The 18,485-nt window shown below is 59.5% G+C and carries 16 protein-coding genes; 6 read left to right on the top strand and 10 right to left on the bottom strand.

Features of this window, described 5'->3' with window-relative positions:
• Nucleotides 1-31: 31 nt before the first annotated feature.
• From RMV17_RS04265 to RMV17_RS04255, 3 genes are read left to right on the top strand one after another with little or no spacing between them, the layout of a single operon-like run.
• On the top strand, nucleotides 32-406 hold the full coding sequence (locus RMV17_RS04265; protein WP_034154464.1) for a septal ring lytic transglycosylase RlpA family protein: 375 nt from the start codon (nucleotides 32-34) through the stop codon (nucleotides 404-406).
• A 46-nt stretch (nucleotides 407-452) separates the two neighbouring features.
• Entirely contained in the window at nucleotides 453-1,514 is a 1,062-nt protein-coding gene (locus RMV17_RS04260; protein WP_311885857.1) for a calcium/sodium antiporter, read from the top strand.
• The gene (locus tag RMV17_RS04255; protein ID WP_016984177.1) at nucleotides 1,511-1,891 is read left to right on the top strand and encodes a carboxymuconolactone decarboxylase family protein; all 381 of its coding nucleotides are present in this window, start codon (nucleotides 1,511-1,513) and stop codon (nucleotides 1,889-1,891) included. The genes RMV17_RS04260 and RMV17_RS04255 overlap by 4 nt, the downstream gene beginning before the upstream one ends.
• Before the next feature lie 122 nt (nucleotides 1,892-2,013).
• Here the strand turns inward: RMV17_RS04255 and RMV17_RS04250 are convergent, their stop codons facing one another.
• The 5 genes from RMV17_RS04250 to kdgD all read right to left on the bottom strand — a co-directional run bounded on the left by RMV17_RS04250 (nucleotide 2,014) and on the right by kdgD (nucleotide 8,822).
• Nucleotides 2,014-2,955 (bottom strand): AEC family transporter, encoded by a 942-nt coding sequence (locus tag RMV17_RS04250; RefSeq protein ID WP_311885856.1) that lies wholly within the window; start codon nucleotides 2,953-2,955, stop codon nucleotides 2,014-2,016.
• Nucleotides 2,956-3,350: 395 nt separating this feature from the next.
• Nucleotides 3,351-4,904, bottom strand: coding sequence for a galactarate dehydratase (gene garD / locus RMV17_RS04245; RefSeq protein WP_311885855.1), 1,554 nt, complete (start codon nucleotides 4,902-4,904; stop codon nucleotides 3,351-3,353).
• Nucleotides 4,905-4,915: 11 nt separating this feature from the next.
• Complete coding sequence (locus RMV17_RS04240; RefSeq protein ID WP_034154459.1) at nucleotides 4,916-6,280, bottom strand: MFS transporter; 1,365 nt, start codon at nucleotides 6,278-6,280, stop codon at nucleotides 4,916-4,918.
• A 109-nt stretch (nucleotides 6,281-6,389) separates the two neighbouring features.
• On the bottom strand, nucleotides 6,390-7,835 hold the full coding sequence (locus RMV17_RS04235) for an aldehyde dehydrogenase family protein (RefSeq protein WP_034154458.1): 1,446 nt from the start codon (nucleotides 7,833-7,835) through the stop codon (nucleotides 6,390-6,392).
• Between the two features lie 75 nt (nucleotides 7,836-7,910).
• On the bottom strand, nucleotides 7,911-8,822 hold the full coding sequence (gene kdgD, locus RMV17_RS04230) for a 5-dehydro-4-deoxyglucarate dehydratase (protein ID WP_034154457.1): 912 nt from the start codon (nucleotides 8,820-8,822) through the stop codon (nucleotides 7,911-7,913).
• A 296-nt stretch (nucleotides 8,823-9,118) separates the two neighbouring features.
• Here kdgD and RMV17_RS04225 point away from each other — a divergent pair, with 296 nt between their 5' ends.
• Complete coding sequence (locus RMV17_RS04225; RefSeq protein ID WP_034154456.1) at nucleotides 9,119-9,499, top strand: hypothetical protein; 381 nt, start codon at nucleotides 9,119-9,121, stop codon at nucleotides 9,497-9,499.
• Between the two features lie 4 nt (nucleotides 9,500-9,503).
• Here RMV17_RS04225 and RMV17_RS04220 read toward each other — a convergent pair whose 3' ends face one another.
• The 4 genes from RMV17_RS04220 to RMV17_RS04205 all read right to left on the bottom strand — a co-directional run bounded on the left by RMV17_RS04220 (nucleotide 9,504) and on the right by RMV17_RS04205 (nucleotide 14,022).
• Nucleotides 9,504-10,253 (bottom strand): FadR/GntR family transcriptional regulator, encoded by a 750-nt coding sequence (locus RMV17_RS04220; protein ID WP_175559635.1) that lies wholly within the window; start codon nucleotides 10,251-10,253, stop codon nucleotides 9,504-9,506.
• Nucleotides 10,254-10,382: 129 nt separating this feature from the next.
• Entirely contained in the window at nucleotides 10,383-12,110 is a 1,728-nt protein-coding gene (locus RMV17_RS04215) for an ABC transporter ATP-binding protein/permease (protein ID WP_034154454.1), read from the bottom strand.
• Nucleotides 12,111-12,206: 96 nt separating this feature from the next.
• Entirely contained in the window at nucleotides 12,207-12,767 is a 561-nt protein-coding gene (locus RMV17_RS04210; RefSeq protein WP_003221630.1) for a response regulator transcription factor, read from the bottom strand.
• Nucleotides 12,760-14,022: an ATP-binding protein gene (locus RMV17_RS04205; protein ID WP_034154453.1), complete on the bottom strand. Its 1,263-nt coding sequence runs from the start codon at nucleotides 14,020-14,022 to the stop codon at nucleotides 12,760-12,762. The genes RMV17_RS04210 and RMV17_RS04205 overlap by 8 nt, the downstream gene beginning before the upstream one ends.
• 238 nt (nucleotides 14,023-14,260) lie before the next feature.
• On the opposite strand from RMV17_RS04205, the gene RMV17_RS04200 reads away from it, so the two are divergent.
• A complete protein-coding gene (locus RMV17_RS04200) occupies nucleotides 14,261-14,977 on the top strand; it encodes an SIMPL domain-containing protein (RefSeq protein WP_108226155.1) in 717 nt (238 codons plus the stop codon).
• 169 nt (nucleotides 14,978-15,146) lie between these two features.
• Here RMV17_RS04200 and RMV17_RS04195 read toward each other — a convergent pair whose 3' ends face one another.
• On the bottom strand, nucleotides 15,147-15,512 hold the full coding sequence (locus tag RMV17_RS04195; protein WP_311885854.1) for a DUF6124 family protein: 366 nt from the start codon (nucleotides 15,510-15,512) through the stop codon (nucleotides 15,147-15,149).
• Nucleotides 15,513-16,690: 1,178 nt separating this feature from the next.
• Here RMV17_RS04195 and RMV17_RS04190 point away from each other — a divergent pair.
• Nucleotides 16,691-18,292 carry an ABC transporter substrate-binding protein gene (locus tag RMV17_RS04190; protein ID WP_311885853.1) on the top strand — a complete coding sequence of 534 codons (1,602 nt, stop codon included), beginning with the start codon at nucleotides 16,691-16,693 and terminating at the stop codon, nucleotides 18,290-18,292.
• The last annotated feature ends 193 nt before the right edge of the window (nucleotides 18,293-18,485 follow it).

Here is an 18,485-nt window from a genome sequence, read left to right as displayed (position 1 = left end):
TGCGTGGGAACGATCACTTTGGAGTATCTGAATGAAACGTCTGCTCGGCGCCTGCGCCCTGCTCTCTTTGCTGGCCGGCTGCGCCAGCACCGATATCATCGACCCGCACGGTTACGACCAGACCGGCGTCGCCTCTTATTACGGTGCCAAACACCACGGTAAACGCACCGCCAGTGGCGAAGCGTTCAACCAGAATTCCCTGACCGCCGCCCACCGCCAGCTCCCCTTCGGCACGCGGGTGAAGGTCACCAACCTGAAAAACGACGAATCTGTCGTGGTTCGCATCAACGACCGCGGCCCGCACACCCGTGGGCGCCTGATCGACGTGTCCCGCGAGGCCGCCGAACAACTCGGCATGCTGCGCAGCGGCACCGCGCGGGTTCGCGTGCAGGCCCTCGACGACTGATGGAGCGCGGACCATTTTCGGATTAGCCGACTTACCCCTGATCAGCGTGATCGAACTGCTCGCCGGCCTGTGCCTGCTGATCTTCGGCGCCGAACTGATGGTGCGCGCAGCGGTGCGCCTGGCAGCACGCCTGCATGTGCGACCGCTGATCATCGGCTTGACCATCGTCGCCCTCGGCAGCAGTGCGCCACAAATGGCCGTCAGCCTGCAGGCCGCATTGGCGCACAACCCCGACATCGCGGTTGGCAGCGTGGTCGGCAGCAGCATCTTCAACATCCTCGTCACCCTTGGCCTGTCGGCGCTGATCATTCCTCTGCGCGTTTCGCGGCAATTGGTGCGCCTCGATATTCCGCTGATGATCGGCGCCAGTCTGCTGGTGTTCGTATTGGCATGGAACGAAGAGCTTGGTCGCTTCGACGGCATCCTGCTGTTAGCTGCACTGGCCTTGTATCTCGGCTTGCTGTTTCGCCAGTCGCAGCACTCGGCACGACCGCACACGGAACACGCCGAAACCGCGCAAACCTCTTGGTTCGGCAGTGCGCTGATGATCGTGGTCGGCCTGACCATGCTGGTGTTCGCCGGCCATCTGCTGCTGAACGCTGCCGTTGTAGTGGCGACCGATCTAGGCTTTTCCGAGCGGGTCATCGGCCTGACCGTTGTCGCTGTCGGGACCTCTCTGCCGGAACTGGCGACGTCGTTGATCGCCGCATTGCGCGGGCAACGCGATATCGCCGTCGGCAACGTGATCGGCGCCAACCTGTTCAATCTGCTCGGGGTGCTCGGCCTGACCGCATTGATCGCGCCGACGCCGCTGTCGGTATCGCCGAACGCACTGGATTTCGACCTGCCGGTGATGCTCGGCGTCGCCGCACTGTGCCTGCCGGTGTTCTATTCCGGCTACCGCGTGACGCGCGCCGAAGGTTTGCTGTTGCTCGGTTTGTATCTGGTCTACGGACTGCACGTGGTGTCGTTCACCACCGGCATGCCGCTGGCCGGCAGGCTGGAGCGGCTGATGCTGTTTTATGTCTTGCCGACGCTGTTGACGTTTTTGCTGTTCACGTCGATCCGCGCCTGGCGCCGCCAACACCACAAGAGGGATGTGCCATGACCGAATCGAAGAAGTCCGGGGTTGAAGTCCGCCGCCAGGTAATGGGCGATGCATTTGTTGATCGCGCCTTGGGCAACGCCACCGAGTTCACCCAGCCGCTGCAGGATTTCGTCAATGAACATGCCTGGGGCGGCGTGTGGAATCGCGAAGGTCTGCCGCTGAAAACCCGCAGCCTGATCACCCTTGCCGCGCTGACCGCGTTGAAGTGCCCGCAAGAGTTGAAAGGCCATGTGCGCGGTGCGCTGAACAATGGCTGCACGGTGGACGAGATTCGTGAGGCGCTGCTGCATTGTGCGGTGTATGCCGGCGTGCCGGCGGCGATTGATGCGTTTCGGGCAGCGCAGGAAGTGATCGATACCTACCAGAAACCTGAGTGATTGAACTGACGCCTTCGCGAGCAGGCTCGCTCCCACATTGGATTGCATTTCACATGTGGGAGCGAGCCTGCTCCGGGCGGCGTTCCGACGAAGAGGCCCTGAGCAACAGCACAACATCAAAATCAGATCCACCCACCCCACTGCAAAATGAAAATTCCGATATTGGTGGTAATCGCCGCCATCAATGTGGTCATCACGATAATCGCCGCCGCCAGTTCATGATTACCCTGCGCCGCCCGGGCCATGACAAAACTTGCCGCCGCCGTCGGGCTGCCAAAGTACAAAAACAGAATCCCCAGTTCCGCCCCGCGAAAACCCCACAACCACGCGCCCAATGTTGCCAGCACCGGCAAACCGATCATTTTCACCAGACTCGAACTGAGCGCCATGCTACCGCTCTTGCGCAGCGCCGCCAGCGACAACGTGCCGCCGATGCAGATCAGCGCCAGTGGCAACGTGGTCTGTGCCAGATACTGCCCGGAGGTCTCCAGCCATCCCGGCAAACCGATTTTGAAATAGGCAAACGGCGCCGCCGCAATCACGCTGATGATCAACGGATTGCTGAACACGCTTTTACAGATGCTCCATGGATCGGACTTGATCACCGGGCTGTACACCGCCAGCACGATGGTCGACAGGGTGTTGTAAAACAGGATCACCAGCGCCGCGAGAATCGCCCCGAGGGAAATCCCGTAATCGCCGTACATGCTCGCCGCCAGTGCCAGACCGATCACGCCGTTATTGCCGCGAAACGCGCCTTGGGTGTAGATGCCGCGATCTTCACGCGGGCATTTGAAAATCGCCCAGCCCCAGGCCAGGGCAAAGCTCACCAGCGTGGCGAGGGAAAAGTAGATCAGCAGGGACGGTTGCAACGCGGCGTGCAGGTCGGCATGCAGAATGCCGAGGAACAGCAGCGCCGGCATGGTCACGTTGAACACCAGCGAGGAGGCGGTGTGGATGAAATTGTCGTTGATCCAGTCGATGCGCTTGAGCAGCACACCGAGAAACAGCATGGCAAACACCGGCGCAGTGATGTTCAGGGTTTCGAGGAAAATTGCCAGCATGCCGGGGAGCCTTGGGTGAGCGTCGTTAGGGGGCAATGATAAAGCAAAAGCCCCTCACCCTAGCCCTCTCCCGGAGGGAGAGGGGACTGACCGGGGAATATTGCAGAAATCCATCGACCTGAAATGACCTCGCTGAATCCATAATCGACCCGATTTGTCAGGTCGATGTCCAGCGTAAGACAACCCGGTCGGCCCCTCACCCTAGCCCTCTCCCCGAGGGAGAGGGGACTGACCGGGGAATATTGCAGAAATCCATCGACCTGAAATGACCTCGTTGAATCCATAATCAACTCGGTATTTCAGGTCGATGTACAGCGCCAGACACCTCGGTCGGCCCCCTCTCCCTCCGGGAGAGGGCTGGGGTGAGGGTAGCTTTTGACCTACCCCCAAAACCATCAGGTAATCGGCGCCGGGTTAAACAACGTAATGTCGTTATGCAACTTGTGCTTCTCCGCCCACGTCTGCTGTTTGCCGCTGGCAACATCCAGATAGTAGTGAAACAACTCCCAACCCAATTCCTCGATGGTCGCGCGCCCGGTAGCAATCCGCCCGGCGTCGATGTCGATCAGATCCGGCCAACGCTGCGCCAGCTCCGTACGCGTCGAAACCTTCACCACCGGCGCCATCGCCAAACCGTATGGCGTGCCACGCCCGGTAGTGAACACATGCAGGTTCATCCCCGCCGCCAACTGCAATGTCCCGCAGACAAAGTCACTCGCCGGCGTCGCACAGAAAATCAAACCCTTCTGCTTGAAACGCTCACCCGGGCCAAGCACGCCATTGATCGCGCTGCTGCCCGATTTGACGATAGAGCCCAGCGACTTCTCGACAATGTTCGACAACCCGCCCTTCTTGTTGCCCGGCGTGGTATTGGCGCTACGATCCGCTTCACCCTTGGCCAGGTAACGGTCGTACCAGTCCATCTCACGCACCAATTCCTCGGCAACGGTTTTGCTTTCGGCCCGTGAAGTCAGCAAATAAATCGCATCACGCACTTCGGTGACTTCGGAAAACATCACCGTCGCCCCAGCGCGCAGCAGCAAGTCCGAGGCGTAGCCCAGCGCCGGGTTGGCGGTGATCCCGGAAAACGCATCGCTGCCGCCGCACTGCATACCCAGGATCAGCTCGGATGCCGGCACGGTTTCGCGACGGCGCTGGTCGAGCTTCTTCAGTCGGACTTCGGCCAGCGCCATGATCTGCTCGATCATCTCGGTAAAACCGTGACTGGAATCCTGCAAGCGATACAGCCACGGATCGCTGAGATCCACCGACGCATCGTCCTCATGCATCACCTGCCCGGCCTGCAATTTCTCGCAGCCCAGACTGATCACCAACGCTTCACCACCGAGGTTCGGGTTACGCGCCAGATTGCGCACGGTGCGAATCGGGATGTAGGCGTCGGTGGCGGTAATCGCCACGCCGCAGCCGTAACTGTGAGTCAGCGCCACCACGTCATCGACATGCGGGTACTTCGGCAGCAGTTCTTCCTTGATGCGTTTCACCGCGTGATCAAGCACGCCGGTGACGCACTGCACCGTGGTGGTGATGCCAAGAATATTGCGCGTGCCGACGGTGCCGTCGGCGTTGCGATAACCCTCGAAGGTGAAACCTTCCAGCGGTGCCTGTGCGTCCGGCACCTCGGTGGACAGCGGGAGGCTGTCCAGCGGCGGCGCGGTCGGCATGCGCAGTTGATCTTCCTTGACCCAACTGCCACGGCGAATCGGCTGCAACGCGTAGCCAATCACCTGACCGTAGCGAATCACCCGGCCGCCCTCGGGAATGTCTTCAAGGGTGACCTTGTGGCTCTGCGGCACAAATTCCAGCGTCACCAGGCCATCGGCAAATTCAGTGCCGGCCGGTGCGCCCTGGTCGTTGACCACTACCACCACATTGTCCCGCTCGTGCAGGCGGATGTGGCGCGGCGAGTCGGAATGTTCAATCAACTGCATGACGCCGCTCCTCAGGAATGCGCTTGAGACAATTTACCGGTGGCTTCAGTACCGCCGTTGGTTGGCGGTTCTTTGAGTACCACACGTTTGATCGGGCCGACGATGACCAGGTAGCTGAACACCGCCACCAGTGCGTTGGCACCGACAAACACCAGCGCCCACTTGAACGAACCGGTGGAGCTGATGATGTAGCCAATCACGATCGGCGTGGTAATCGAAGCGATGTTGCCGAAGGTGTTGAACAGGCCACCGCTCAGACCGGCGATCTGTTTTGGCGAGGTGTCGGAAACCACCGCCCAGCCCAGTGCGCCAACGCCTTTGCCGAAGAAGGCCAGAGCCATGAAGCCAACCACCATCCACTCCACATCGACATAGTTGCAGGCCACGATACTGCTGGAAACCAGCAGGCCAGCGATGATCGGTGCTTTACGAGCGAAGGTCAGCGAGTGGCCCTTGCGCAGCAGGTAATCGGAAATCACCCCGCCGAGCACGCCGCCGATGAAGCCGCAGATTGCCGGCAACGAGGCGATGAAACCGGCCTTGAGAATGGTCATGCCACGCTCTTGCACCAGGTACACCGGGAACCAGGTCAGAAAGAAATAGGTGATGCCGTTGATGCAGTATTGACCCAGATACACGCCAAGCATCATGCGGTTGGTCAGCAACTGGCGGATGTAATCCCATTTCGGGCCATCAGCCTTTTTGCCTTGCTTGACGTCCATGTCGACCATGCCGCCGTTGTCGGCAATGAACTGCACTTCGGCTTCGTTGGCCAGCGGGTGTTGGCGCGGGCTGTGGATAACCTTCAGCCAGATGCCCGAGAAGACGATGCCGAACACGCCCATGACAATGAACACGTGTTCCCAACCGAAGGAGTACACGATCCAGCCCATCAGCGGTGCGAACAACACGGTGGCAAAGTATTGCGCCGAGTTGAAGATCGCCGAAGCGGTGCCGCGTTCAGCGGTCGGGAACCAAGCGGCGACGATGCGCGCGTTGCCGGGGAAGGAAGGCGCTTCAGCCAGACCGACCAGGAAGCGCAGCATGAACAGCGCGACGATCGCCGTGGACATACCGAATTCACCGACAAAGCCTTGCAGCACGGTGAACAGCGACCAGGTGAAAATGCTCAGCGCATAGACTTTTTTCGAGCCGAAGCGATCGAGCAGCCAGCCACCGGGAATTTGCCCGGCCACGTAGGCCCAACCGAATGCGGAGAAGATGTAGCCGAGGGTGACTGCGTCGATGCCCAGATCTTTTTGCAGGCTGGAGCCGGCGATGGCGATCGTGGCGCGGTCGGCGTAGTTGATCGTGGTCACCAGAAACAGCATGAGCAGGATCAAATAGCGGACGTGAGTCGGCTTGGACGATTGCATGTAGATGTACTCCCACTGATTATTTTTATGCGCGGGTGAATCTTCTTTGGTCTTGCATGTATTCCCTGTAGGAGCTGCCGCAGGCTGCTCCTACAGGGGTATTGCCTTATCAGGAACCGATGTAGCTGGTCTTCACGACCGTGTAAAACTCTTGCGCATAGCGGCCTTGCTCACGTGATCCATAGGATGAACCCTTACGGCCACCGAACGGAACGTGGTAATCCACGCCAGCGGTCGGCAGGTTGACCATCACCATCCCGGCCTGCGAGTGACGCTTGAAGTGGTTGGCGTACTTCAACGAGGTGGTTGCAATACCCGCCGACAGCCCGAACTCGGTGTCGTTGGCCATCGCCAGCGCTGCGTCGTAGTCAGCCACGCGAACGATGTTGGCCACCGGGCCGAAGATCTCTTCGCGGCTGATGCGCATCGACGCTTCACTGTCGGCAAACAGGGTTGGCGCGAGGAAGTAACCCTCGGTGTCGCAGGTCACCAAGCCTCCGCCGCTGACCAGACGCGCACCTTCGGACTGGCCGATATCGATGTACTTCATGTCCTGTTCAAGCTGCGCCTGGGAAACCACTGGACCGATGTCGGTGCCGGATTTCAGTGCGTGGCCGACCTTGATCGACTTCATGCGCTCGGCCATGGCTTCAACGAACTTGTCATGAATCCCGGCGGTGACGATCAAACGGCTCGACGCGGTGCAACGCTGACCGGTGGAGTAGAACGCGCTCTGCACCGACAGCTCGACCGCTTGCTTGAGGTCGGCGTCGTCGAGAATGATCTGCGGGTTCTTGCCGCCCATTTCCAGCTGAACCTTGGCCTGGCGCGACACGCAGTTGACCGCGATCTGCCGACCCACACCGACCGAACCGGTGAAGCTGATGCCGTCGACTTTCGGGCTCTGCACCAGCGCATCGCCAACCACGCGACCGCTGCCCATCACCAGGTTGAACACGCCGGCCGGGAAGCCTGCGCGGGAGATGATTTCCGCCAGTGCCCACGCGCAGCCCGGCACCAGATCGGCCGGCTTCAACACCACGCAGTTGCCGTAGGCCAGCGCCGGGGCGATTTTCCATGCAGGAATGGCGATCGGGAAGTTCCACGGGGTGATCAGACCGACCACACCCAGTGCTTCGCGAGTCACTTCAACGTTGACGCCCGGGCGCACCGACGGCACGTAGTCGCCGGACAAGCGCAGGCATTCGCCGGCGAAGAACTTGAAAATGTTACCGGCGCGGGTCACTTCGCCGATGGCTTCGGGCAGGGTCTTGCCCTCTTCCCGGGCCAGCAGGGTGCCGAGCTCTTCGCGACGAGCGAGAATTTCCGTACCGACTTTATCCAGCGAATCGTGACGGGCCTGAATACCCGAAGTCGAATACGCCGGGAATGCTGCGCGGGCGGCGTCGATGGCGGCGTGAACCTGGGTCAGATCAGCCTTGGCGTAGTCACCGATGGTGTCGCTCAGTTCGGATGGGTTGATGTTGGCCGAATAGTCGGCACCGGCAACCCATTCGCCGTTGATGTAGTTGTCGTAGCGTTTTGCATTTGTCACAGGGGCAGCCCTCAAAACTAAAAGCCTTTACGCAAAAAGCCGCTGATTACTCAGCGGCCGCGTTTTTGTCGGGTGTTACTGCGCACCTTGCTTGTCGATCAGCGCGGCGAGCATTTCGTACTCTTCACCGGTCAGGTCGGTCAGCGGCGCCCGCACCGGGCCTGCGTCATAGCCAGCGATTTTCGCGCCTGCCTTGACGATGCTCACGGCGTAACCGGCCTTGCGGTTGCGGATGTCGAGGTACGGCAGGAAGAAGTCGTCGATGATCTTGCCGACGGTGGTGTGATCTTCACGGGCGATCGCGTGGTAGAAGTCCATCGCGGTTTTCGGGATGAAGTTGAACACCGCCGAAGAGTAGACCGGCACGCCCAGCGCCTTGTAGGCAGCGGCATAGACTTCGGCGGTCGGCAGACCACCCAGGTAGCTGAAGCGATCACCGAGGCGGCGACGGATCGACACCATCAACTCGATATCGCCCAGACCATCCTTGTAACCGATCAGGTTCGGGCAGCGCTCGGCCAGACGTTCCAGCAGCGGCGCGGTCAAGCGGCAAACGTTGCGGTTGTAAACGACCACGCCAATGTTGACCGATTTACACACGGCTTCAACGTGAGCGGCAACACCGTCCTGGCTCGCTTCGGTCAGGTAGTGCGGCAGCAGCAACAGACCTTTGGCGCCCAGACGCTCGGCTTCCTGAGCGTATTCGATGGCCTGACGGGTCGAACCGCCGACGCCGGCCAGAATCGGCACGCTGGTTTCGCAGGTGTCGACGGCAGTCTTGATGATTTCCGAGTATTCGCTGGCGGCCAGGGAGAAGAACTCACCGGTGCCGCCGGCGGCGAACAAGGCTGAAGCGCCATACGGAGCCAGCCATTCCAGGCGTTTGATGTAGCCCGCGCGGTTGAAATCGCCCTGCGCGTTGAAATCGGTCACCGGGAAAGACAGCAGGCCGGCAGAGAGGATGGACTTCAGTTCTTGTGGATTCATTATTCGAACACCCTGGTAGCAACGTTTTTGTGATTGGTCCGTTCAGCCTTCGCTGAAGTTGTAGGTCATCGTACAACTTAAATAATAACCGTCAACTGCATTTCATCGTTGTGGGTGTTTTTTTGTCGGACAAAACTGTTTAAGGCTTGCCAGGACGCGTCGCAAAAGCCCGTGTTTAAAGGGTTTTAGCGCGGAAATGTCTGGTCAAGATTCGTTTACTGAGCGTTGGACAAACGCCGGGTAAGGTGCGACGACTGCCACGAAGGATCGTGGCGGACCACTCGAAGGAAACCGAAATGTCCACCTGTTACACTGCCCCGACCCTTTCACACATTGCCGCTTCGTCCTCCGACACCCTCACTCTTCAGCTATCGCAGCTGCCCGATATATTGATCGTACAAGTCCCGGACTCCAGCGATTTTGCGGCGAACTGGAGCGTCTACGCCATTCTCGGCAACGACCCTGAGCAACCCGATTGGGCGGGCGAAGAAGTCGACACGGGTACTTGGGACGACGCTGAAGACGAGATGGAGAAACTGACGGGGATCGAATTGCAGTTGCCTAAAGAGGTGCTGCGTCCGTATCTGAATACGGACGTTGAACTGCGCTACAAGTTTTGCGATGAGTCGAGCATGGAGCCGTCTTCGCTCGCGTTGACGTTGCGGATCGAGGCTTGATGACTTAACCCCGCTGCGCCTGCGCCTCTTCATGGGCCTGGCGCAGTCTTTCACGACTGTTGGTCAGGTGCAGCCGCATCGCGGCACGCGCTGCATCGGAATCCTGACGGGCAATCGCGTCGTAGATTTCTTCGTGCTCACGGCTCAGGCGGCTCATGTAGTGCTGCTGATCATCATGGGCCAGTCGCGCCGAGTTCAGCCGCGTACGCGGAATGATGCTGGTGCCCAAGTGGGTCATGATGTCGGTGAAGTAGCGGTTGCCAGTGGACAGCGCGATTTCCAGGTGGAAGGCGAAGTCCGAAGCCACAGCATCGCTGGCGTGGGCGGCGCTTTCGTTGAGCGCATCGAGGGCGGCGCGCATGGTTGCCAGTTGCTCGGCGCTGCGGCGTTGTGCAGCAAGGCCGGCAGACTCGACTTCGAGGCTGATGCGCAATTCAAGGATGGCCAGTACGTCACGCAGGGTGACGACGGTGGCCGGGTCGATACGGAAACCGCTCGGGCTTGGCGTGTCGAGTACGAAAGTGCCGATGCCATGGCGTGTTTCCACCTGGCCGGCAGCCTGCAAACGGGAAATCGCCTCGCGCACCACGGTGCGGCTGACGCCATGGGCTTCCATGATTGCCGACTCGGTAGGCAGTTTGTCACCGCGCTTGAGCAGGCCATCGCGGATCTGCTCGCTCAGCACCGTCACCAGTTCCTGGGCCAGGCTGCGGCGCTTACGTGGGAGGCGCGGGGTGTCAATCAGGTTTTCCATGGTGTGCATCTAGTCTCGAAAATTCGGCTTGTGGGCATCATAGCTCAAGCGGGTTGTACGATCACTTTCCATTTCCATACAAAACCTGTGGGAGCTGGCTTGCCAGCTCCCACATGAGATGTGTATTGATCAGGCAGTCACGGTTTGTTCAACCAAATGGCCGCTGTCGATCCGCACGTGCCGTGGATGGAAGCGTTTCAGACTGCTGCGATGGCCGACGCTGACAATGCTCAACCCCGGCAACTGATCGATCAGTGCCTGATACAGCGTCGCTTCGTCTTCCTCGTCCATCGCTGAAGTCGCTTCGTCCATGTACAGCCATTGCGGCGCGTAAAGCATTGCGCGAGCGAAGGCCAAACGTTGCTGCTCGCCCGGCGAGAGCATGCGTTGCCAGTGATTGGCCTCGTCCAGCCGCGCGACCAGATGCGGCAAGCGGCAGATTTCCAGCACTTGTGCATAACGCTCCGACGCGTAGGTGTCAGCCGGTTGTGGATAACTCAATGCCTCGCGCAGAGTGCCGATCGGCAGATACGGCTTTTGCGGCAGGAACAGATAACGCGCCGCCGGCAATCGGATGTTGCCGTGCCCTGCCGGCCACAAATGTCCCATCGCCCGCAGCAGCGTCGACTTGCCGCTGCCGGAGCGGCCGCTGATCATCACCCGCTCACCCGGTTCCACAGTCATGTCGGCATTGGTCAGCAGATGACGACCGTCGGCCAGATCCAGACCGAGGTTGTGCACCTTCAATTCGCTGCCCTGATTCTGCACATCGATCGCCGGGATGCGCTCTTCGTTGTCGGTCATGGCCTGACGGAAACTCAGCAGACGATCACAGGTGGCGCGCCAGGAAGCGAGGCTCTGGTACGCACTGATGAACCAGCTAAAACTTTCCTGGACGTTGCCGAATGCCGAGCTGATCTGCATCAGCTCACCCAGCTCGATCTTGCCGGCAAGGTAACGCGGCGAAGCCACGATGAACGGGAAAATGATCGCTGCCTGGCTGTAACCGGCGGTGAAGAATGTCAGGCGCTTGGACACTTTCATGATGTCCCAGAAGTTGTGCCAGACATTGCCGAAGCGGGCGCTCAGACGACGATTTTCGTTCGGCTCTCCGTTGTACAACGCAATGCTTTCGGCATTCTCGCGAATCCGCACCATGGAAAAACGCAGGTCGGCTTCGAAACGTTGTTGTTGGTTGTTCAGACCGATCAAGCGACGACCAATCAAATGCGTCAGCCAACTGCCAACCACCGCATACACCAGCACACACCAGAACATGTAGCCGGGAATGGTGATGCCATAAAGTTCGATGCTGCCCGACACGCCCCAGAGAATGATCGAGAATGACACCAGACTGACGATATTGCGCAGCAGCCCGATACCCAGTTCGAGGGTGTTGGAGGTGAAGTTGTTGAGGTCTTCGGAAATCCGCTGGTCCGGGTTATCGGTGTAACCGCCCTGCTCCAGCTGGTAGTAATTCTTGTCGGCAAGCCAACGCGAGAAATGCTTTTCGGTGAGCCAGGCCCGCCAGCGAATCGTCAGCATCTGCGTCAGATATTGTCTGTACACGGCACCGACAATCGCCACGGCCGCGATTACACAAAAGTACAGAATCAGATTCCAGAACGCCGCTTCATCCTTCTTTTGCAGCGCGTTGTAAAAATCCTTGTACCAAGTGTTGAACCACACCGAGATGCCCACGCTGACCAGCGAGAGTGCGATCACTGCAATCAGCAGCGTCCAGGCCTTGACCTTCTCCTCACTGCGCCAATAAGGCGTGATCATCGCCCACACTTTGCGAAAAAATTGCCCGCGCACGGCATCGTTGACCGCGGAGTATTCAGCGTTCTGATTCATGGAAAAGGCTCGATATAGAAAAGAACAGACACGCACCGATCATAGATGATCGGTGCGTTTTATCGCGAGGGCTGGCGATAGTCGTTCAGCGCAGGTTCAGCGACGAACCGGGCGCTTCTGCAGTTTGCGCTGCAGGGTGCGGCGGTGCATGCCCAAGGCGCGGGCAGTGGCGGAGATGTTGCCTTCGTGCTCGGTGAGCACACGCTGGATGTGCTCCCATTGCAGGCGGTCAACCGACATCGGGTTTTCCGGCACCAGACTGTCGAGGTCGGCGTGTTCGGACAGCAACGCAGCCAGTACGTCGTCAGCGTCGGCGGGTTTGCACAGGTAGTTGCAGGCGCCGCGCTTGATCGCTTCGACCGCAGTGGCAATGCTCGAATAACCGGTGAGGATCACCACGCGCATTTCCGGGTCCAGCTCCAGCAGTTTGGGCAGCAGCACCAGACCGGAGTCGCCGTCCATTTTCAGGTCGAGCGCGGCGTAATCAGGCAGATCGGCCTGGGCGATGGTCAGGCCTTCTTCGGCGGAACCGGCGGTGCTGACGCGAAAGCCACGGCGAGCCATGGCACGGGCCATGACTCGGGTGAAGGTCGCGTCGTCGTCGACCAGCAGCAAATGCGGCAGTTCTTCGCCTTCGACTTGGATTTCGTCACTCATGTTGGTCTCCTCGGGCGCCGTGGGGCAGGCGCAGCTCGGTGAGCGTGCCGCCTTCCTCATGACTATAGAGTTTCACTGAACCGCCGGCGCGTGTCACGCTGGCCTTGCTCAAAAACAGGCCCAGGCCGAAACCTTTGCCCTTGGTGGTAAAAAACGGTTTGCCGATCTGCTCGGCGATGGCCAGCGGCACACCGGCGCCGTGGTCACGAATACTGATGGTCAGGTTCTCGACGTCCCAGTCCAGGGTCACTTTGAGATTTTCCGGGCAGGCGTCGGCGGCATTGTTGAGCAGATTCAACAGCGCCTGAGTCAGGTCCGGCGGCGGCGCCATTCGCGGCACCGTGCCTTGGCCGAGACGGTGGAAGCGATAACTGGCCTCCGGACGCATCAGGTGCCAGCGGTTCAACGCTTCGTCGAGCCAGTCGGTGACGTCCTGCATCTCCACGGCCAGACGACGATTGGCCTCGGCGGCACGGACCAGTTGCTGCAAGGTCTCTTTGCAGAGTTTGACTTGATCCTGCAGCACTTTCAGATCGTCCTGCAGCATCGGATCGGGATGATCTTGCTGCATTTCCTTGAGCAATACGCTCATGGTTGCCAGCGGCGTACCCAGTTCATGGGCAGCGCCAGCGGCCTGGGTGGCGACGGCCAGCAATTGCTGATCGCGCAGGCCTTCTTCGCGGCGGATCGCGCGCAATTCTTCCTGACGGCGCAACTCTTCGGCCATGCGTGCCGCAAAGAAGGTGATCACCGCAGCGGCCAGGGCGAAGCTCAGCCACATGCCGTAGATCTGCAGGTTCTCGCGAGCGACCGGCAGGGTTTCCAGCGGATAGAAACGCGTCAGCATCACCGTGTACAGCGCCAGCGCGATGCCGGACAGGATCACCGAATAGCGCCACGGCAGCGTCACAGCGGCGATGGTCAGCGGCACCAGATAATAGGAAACAAACGGGTTGGTCGAACCACCGGAGAAGTACAGCAGCGCACTGTGAATCACCAGATCACAGGCCAGTTGCAACGCATACTCGAGTTCGGTCACCGGCCACGAAGTGCGCAAACGCACGGCGGTGAACACGCAGAGCAGCGTCGAGCAGCCGAGGGTCATCGCCAGTTGCACCCACGGCAACGGCAGCAGTTGCAGCCAGTAGGCCAGGCCCACGGAACCGGCCTGCGCGCCAAGCACCAAGGTGCGGATGAAAGTCAGCCGCCAGAGGTTCTGGCGAGTGGCGGATGTCAGTTGTACGGGGGCGAGCATGAGCTCTCCTGATGAGCGCTCCAGGCGGATCGCACGGAGTATAACCAAGCCGCGGGCTTGAGAGGCGAAAGTGCGGCAAACGACCACACTGCACAAAGCTGCAAGTTTCGAGCTGCAAGCTATAAGTAAAAGCTTTTAGCTTGCAGCTCGACGCTTGCAACTTGAAGCTGCTTTATAGAGTCTGATGGTTTCACGCAGGCCCCCGAACCATCACCTGCGCCCTCATCAAGGAGCTTTCATGCACACATTTCGCCGCAGCGCCGCCCTTCTCGCCCTGACCGTCGGCAGCATCGCCAGCCTTCCGGCCCTGGCCGCCGATGAGCTGCACTACAACCAGATTTCCCTGCGCGCCGAAGTCAGCACGGAAGTCGCCCGCGACCTGATGATCGTCACCCTCTACACCGAAGAACAAAACACCGACCCGGCCAAACTGGCCGCCGACATCAGCACCACCATGAACAAGGCCCTGGCCCAGGCCAAGCAAGTCAAAGACATCACCCTGCGCCAGGGTAGCCGCAACAGCTACCCGATCTACGACACCAAAGGCCAGAAGATCACCGGCTGGCGTGAACGCGCCGAATTGCGCCTGGAAAGCTCCGACTTCGCCGCCCTGTCCAAACTCACCGGCGAACTGCTGGGCGATCTGAAAATGGGCGGCATGGACTTCGCCATCGCCGACCCGACCCGCAAATCCAGTGAAGACCAGTTGCTCAAAGAAGCCGTGACCGCCTTCAAGGCCCGCGCCCAACTGGCCACCGATGCACTGGGCGGCAAGGGCTACAAAATCGTCAACCTGAACCTCAACAGCAACGGTTATCCACAACCGTACCTGCGCGCACCGATGATGATGAAAGCGGCGGCAATGGATTCAGCGCCGGTGACCCCGGAAGTTGAAGCCGGCACCAGCCAGGTCAGCATGACGGCGGATGGCTCGATTGAAGTGTTGATGCAGTGATTTGATCTGGGCTGAATAAAAAGCCGCCGATCGGTGAAGGGTCGGCGGTTTTTTTGTGCCCGGGATTTGTAGCGAACGATCCGCCGCCTTCGCGAGCAGGCTCGCTCCCACAGGTTGGACGCATTCCAATGTGGGAGCGAGCCCGCTCGCGATGAACGATAACGCGGTCTCAGCTCTGCGGATCAACCCGATCCAGCGCCCGGTTCACCGCCAACTCGGCCAGCATGATGATCTGCTGAATCGCCAACGCCGTATTGCGCTCAGGCCGGCCCAACTGATCGGCAAAGTTACCGGTTAACGTGTTCGCCGACGCCAGTGACTCACAGGCATGGGCCAGCAGGCTTTCGGTGTCGATATTCGGCTGGATCAGGAACATCGTGCTGGGCTGCCGGGGCTTGACCGGGTCAGGGCTGAGGTAGAAATCCAGGGCGCGCTTGATGGCTTCGCGGGTTTTGATCTGGTCGTCGGCGCGGATGGCGTCTTCGAGTGGGGATGTGGGATCGATAGGTGGATCGGGGACAATTTTATCTTTCATGAAAATCTGCTCGTCATTCGAGCCGCCCTTGGCCATTTCTCACGTGGCAAAGGGTGGCAGCTATGTGCGGAGTGAGAAACCGGTGAGCAGAAAACCGGCCAGACCGAAGTCTGCCCGCACACAGCCGCCATAAGGCATTGCGACGGCTAATAAACCGGCCGCAATTATGGTCTTACTGGTGCTAGTTTCAAGCTCGGCGGGTTCTCACACCCGATCACTGAACATTCAGCGACAACCAGAGCCTAGAGAGCCGACGTCCGACGGACAACCTGAAAACATTGTGGGAAGGTTCTGGTTATCTGACACAGATTTAAACAGTCAAAAGCAAACCCTCACCCTAGCCCTCTCCCAAAGGGAGAGGGGACTGACCGAGGTGATTGCGAGAGATACGCCGACGTGAAATACCGAGTCGAACTCAGATTCTGAAACAGATCAAAAGCCCCTCACCCTAACCCTCTCCCGGAGGGAGAGGGGACTGACCGAGGTGTTTGGGCGAGCTACGCCGACGTGAAATACCGAGTCGAACTCAGATTCTGAAGTAGATCAAAAGCCCCTCACCCTAACCCTCTCCCGGAGGGAGAGGGGACTGACCGAGGTGTTTGGGCGAGCTACGCCGACGTGAAATACCGAGTCGAACTCAGATTTTGAAATGCCCAAAAATCGGCTCCCTCTCCCTCGGGAGAGGGCTGGGGTGAGGGGCAAATCCACCACAAAACAAAAGCCGAACACCCGCGCTCTTCACCACTCAACAGGATGAGCGTTAGCTCGGCTGCAGCTTTTGATCTTGATCCACGAGCGACGTCGGAAGGCTGAGTGGAGGGATTGATCCGGGCGTGGGAGCGCAGCGACCGTTTGGCGAAGCCAAACACAGCGGGAGTAGGTGCAGCGAAGCAAACCGGAGACGCTGCGCCCGGATCGATCCCGGAGCGAAGGAACCCCGAGCCCCAGCGAGCGGGCCGTACGTAGGAGCAAGCGTTTTTGGTTACTTTTTAGGCGTTTGTAAAAAGTGACCCGCCGTAAGGGCGGAACCCTAAGCCGCCATCACCGCAGCAACGGATATACACACAAGTGCTAGATATACCGAGACAGACACTTCAACAGGAAAAACGATATTTCCGCCAACACCCCCGCCCCAGCTACTCTTCCACGATTACCACCGCCGATTCCCCGGGGACCCCATGCCAAGATCCACCCTAAAACCGCTCTTGATCTCCCTCGCACTAACAACCATAGCCCCAATCGCCAACGCCGCCACAACCCTGGTCTACTGCTCCGAAGCCAGCCCCGCAGGCTTCGACCCCAGCCAATACACCAGCGGCACCGACTTCGACGCCTCCGCCGAAACCGTCTTCAACCGCCTCACCCAATTCCAGCGCGGCGGCACCGACATCGAACCCGGCCTGGCAACCAAATGGGACATTTCCCCGGATGGCCTGCAATACACCTTCCACCTGCGCCAAAACGTAAAATTCCACACCACCGACTACTTCAAACCCACCCGCGACTTCAACGCCGACGACGTGCTCTTCACCTTCCAGCGCCTCCTCGACCCGGACAACGCCTTCCGCAAGGCCTACCCCGCCGAATCCCCGTACTTCACTGACATGGGCCTCAACACCACAATCAAATCGGTAGAAAAACTCGACGAGCAAACCGTGCGCTTCAACCTCAACAACGTCGACGCCGCGTTCGTGCAAAACCTCGCCATGAGCTTCGCCTCGGTGCAATCAGCCGAATACGCCGCCCAACTGTTGAAAGAAGGCAAAGCCGCCGACCTCAACCAGAAGCCGATCGGCACCGGCCCATTCGTGTTCAAGCGCTACCAAAAGGATTCGCAAATCCGCTACGCCGCCAACACGGCCTATTGGAAACCCGAAGACGTGAAGATCGACAACCTGATCTTCTCGATCACCCCCGACGCCGCCGTACGCCTGCAAAAACTCAAGGCCGGCGAATGCCAGGTCAGCGGCTACCCGCGCCCGGCCGACATCGATGTGATGGAAAAAGACCCGAACCTGCGCGTGCTCAAGCAGGCCGGCTTCAACCTCGGCTTCCTCGCCTACAACACCACCCACGCACCACTCGACCAGCTCAAGGTTCGGCAGGCGCTGGACATGGCCATCGATAAACCGGCGATCATCAAAGCCGTTTACCAAAGCGCCGGCCAGTTGGCGCAAAACGCCTTGCCGCCAGCGCAATGGTCGTATGACCCGAATATCAAGGACGCTCCCTACGACCCGGTCAAAGCGCGGGTGCTACTGAAAGAAGCAGGGGTTGCGCCGGGTACAACCATCAACCTTTGGGCGATGACAGTGCAACGTGCGTCGAACCCGAATGCGCGGATGTCGGCGCAGATGATCCAGCAGGATTGGGAGAAGATCGGCATCAAGGCCAACATCGTCAGCTATGAATGGGGCGAGTACATCAAACGCGCGAAAAATGGCGAGCACGACGCGATGATCTATGGTTGGACAGGTGACAACGGTGACCCCGACAACTGGCTTGGCGTGCTCTACAGCTGCGTGGCGGTAAAAGGCAGCAACTACGCCAAATGGTGCGATCCGGCCTACGACAAACTGGTCCAGCAGGCCAAGTTATCCACCGACAAGGAACAACGGGTAAAACTGTATCAGCAGGCGCAACTGATCCTTAAACAGCAGGTGCCGATCACACCAATTGCCAACTCCACGGTGTTCCAGCCGCTGCGCAAGGAAGTCACTGACTTCAGGATCAGCCCGTTCGGTCTGACCCCCTTCTATGGCGTGGGTATAAATAAGTAACACCGAGCCCCAAGGCGGCGCGCACAACGTGACCAGCGCACCGTTTTGGGGCTTCATTTGCACCGTAAAAACCACCCGCAAACGGTCAAATGCGTCAGAAGTTATACAGATGCGACATTAAGGTACGTTCGTGCCACGCTTTGAGGCCGGCAGTCACTCTGGATCTTGCAATGGGTATGGCCCCTGCATAAGT

It is taken from the genome of Pseudomonas sp. VD-NE ins (assembly GCF_031882575.1).
GTDB classification, from domain to species: Bacteria; Pseudomonadota; Gammaproteobacteria; order Pseudomonadales; family Pseudomonadaceae; genus Aquipseudomonas; species Aquipseudomonas fluorescens_BZ.
The sequence above is the reverse complement of the archived record's forward strand: the minus strand, read 5'-3'. Positions and strand labels throughout refer to the sequence as shown.

Excerpts from the sequence above, each read along its gene's own strand:
- RMV17_RS04265 (WP_034154464.1), top strand. The coding sequence starts at position 32 with ATGAAACGTCTGCTCGGCGCCTGCGCCCTGCTCTCTTTGCTGGCCGGC.
- RMV17_RS04255 (WP_016984177.1), top strand. The coding sequence starts at position 1,511 with ATGACCGAATCGAAGAAGTCCGGGGTTGAAGTCCGCCGCCAGGTAATG.
- RMV17_RS04250 (WP_311885856.1), bottom strand. The coding sequence starts at position 2,955 with ATGCTGGCAATTTTCCTCGAAACCCTGAACATCACTGCGCCGGTGTTT.
- garD (WP_311885855.1), bottom strand. The coding sequence starts at position 4,904 with ATGCAGTTGATTGAACATTCCGACTCGCCGCGCCACATCCGCCTGCAC.
- RMV17_RS04240 (WP_034154459.1), bottom strand. The coding sequence starts at position 6,280 with ATGCAATCGTCCAAGCCGACTCACGTCCGCTATTTGATCCTGCTCATG.
- kdgD (WP_034154457.1), bottom strand. The coding sequence starts at position 8,822 with ATGAATCCACAAGAACTGAAGTCCATCCTCTCTGCCGGCCTGCTGTCT.
- RMV17_RS04225 (WP_034154456.1), top strand. The coding sequence starts at position 9,119 with ATGTCCACCTGTTACACTGCCCCGACCCTTTCACACATTGCCGCTTCG.
- RMV17_RS04220 (WP_175559635.1), bottom strand. The coding sequence starts at position 10,253 with ATGGAAAACCTGATTGACACCCCGCGCCTCCCACGTAAGCGCCGCAGC.
- RMV17_RS04215 (WP_034154454.1), bottom strand. The coding sequence starts at position 12,110 with ATGAATCAGAACGCTGAATACTCCGCGGTCAACGATGCCGTGCGCGGG.
- RMV17_RS04210 (WP_003221630.1), bottom strand. The coding sequence starts at position 12,767 with ATGAGTGACGAAATCCAAGTCGAAGGCGAAGAACTGCCGCATTTGCTG.
- RMV17_RS04205 (WP_034154453.1), bottom strand. The coding sequence starts at position 14,022 with ATGCTCGCCCCCGTACAACTGACATCCGCCACTCGCCAGAACCTCTGG.
- RMV17_RS04200 (WP_108226155.1), top strand. The coding sequence starts at position 14,261 with ATGCACACATTTCGCCGCAGCGCCGCCCTTCTCGCCCTGACCGTCGGC.
- RMV17_RS04195 (WP_311885854.1), bottom strand. The coding sequence starts at position 15,512 with ATGAAAGATAAAATTGTCCCCGATCCACCTATCGATCCCACATCCCCA.
- RMV17_RS04190 (WP_311885853.1), top strand. The coding sequence starts at position 16,691 with ATGCCAAGATCCACCCTAAAACCGCTCTTGATCTCCCTCGCACTAACA.